Origin of the sequence: Pseudoalteromonas sp. S4492 (assembly GCF_005886115.1) — a bacterium.
Taxonomy (GTDB): domain Bacteria; phylum Pseudomonadota; class Gammaproteobacteria; order Enterobacterales; family Alteromonadaceae; genus Pseudoalteromonas; species Pseudoalteromonas gelatinilytica.
Window position 1 is genome coordinate 1 of the sequence record NZ_PNCP01000326.1, and the last position, 410, is coordinate 410.

1 protein-coding gene is annotated in these 410 nt (G+C 65.1%); it reads right to left on the minus strand.

The genetic code is table 11. From position 1 onward, the window contains the following. Positions 1–410: transposase (locus CWC28_RS21730; protein ID WP_212746837.1), on the minus strand; the 410-nt coding region annotated here is incomplete at both ends.

The following is a 410-nucleotide window of genomic DNA, read 5'->3' on the forward strand; positions in this document are numbered from 1 at the left end:
GCTGCGCTTCTCCAGCGCCTCCAGCGTGTCGTTGTCGGTGAAGCCGGCGTCGATACGCACCCGAACCTGGGCGCCGGTGCTCTCGTTAAGCCGCTTCACCAGGTGCGGGATCCACGTATCAGCGTTCTCGGCGGGGCCGGCGTTGCCCTCGCGCAGCAGGCCGCCGACCATGTCGCCAGTTTCGGCCAACGAGGCGACCAGCGGCGAATAGATCCGCGTACCGTAAAGGCCATGATAAGCGGAACCGCCCTGGTGCCCATGGACCTTAATCGGCAGGCCGTCGATGTCTAGCGTCAGCTGCTTGGGACGCTCGCCGTTCTTCAGCGAGGTCAGGCGCCAGGCCACCAGCCGCAGCAGACCTTCATGCACGGCATCGATGTTGTCGTTGTGTCCAAGGCAGGTCAGCAGCC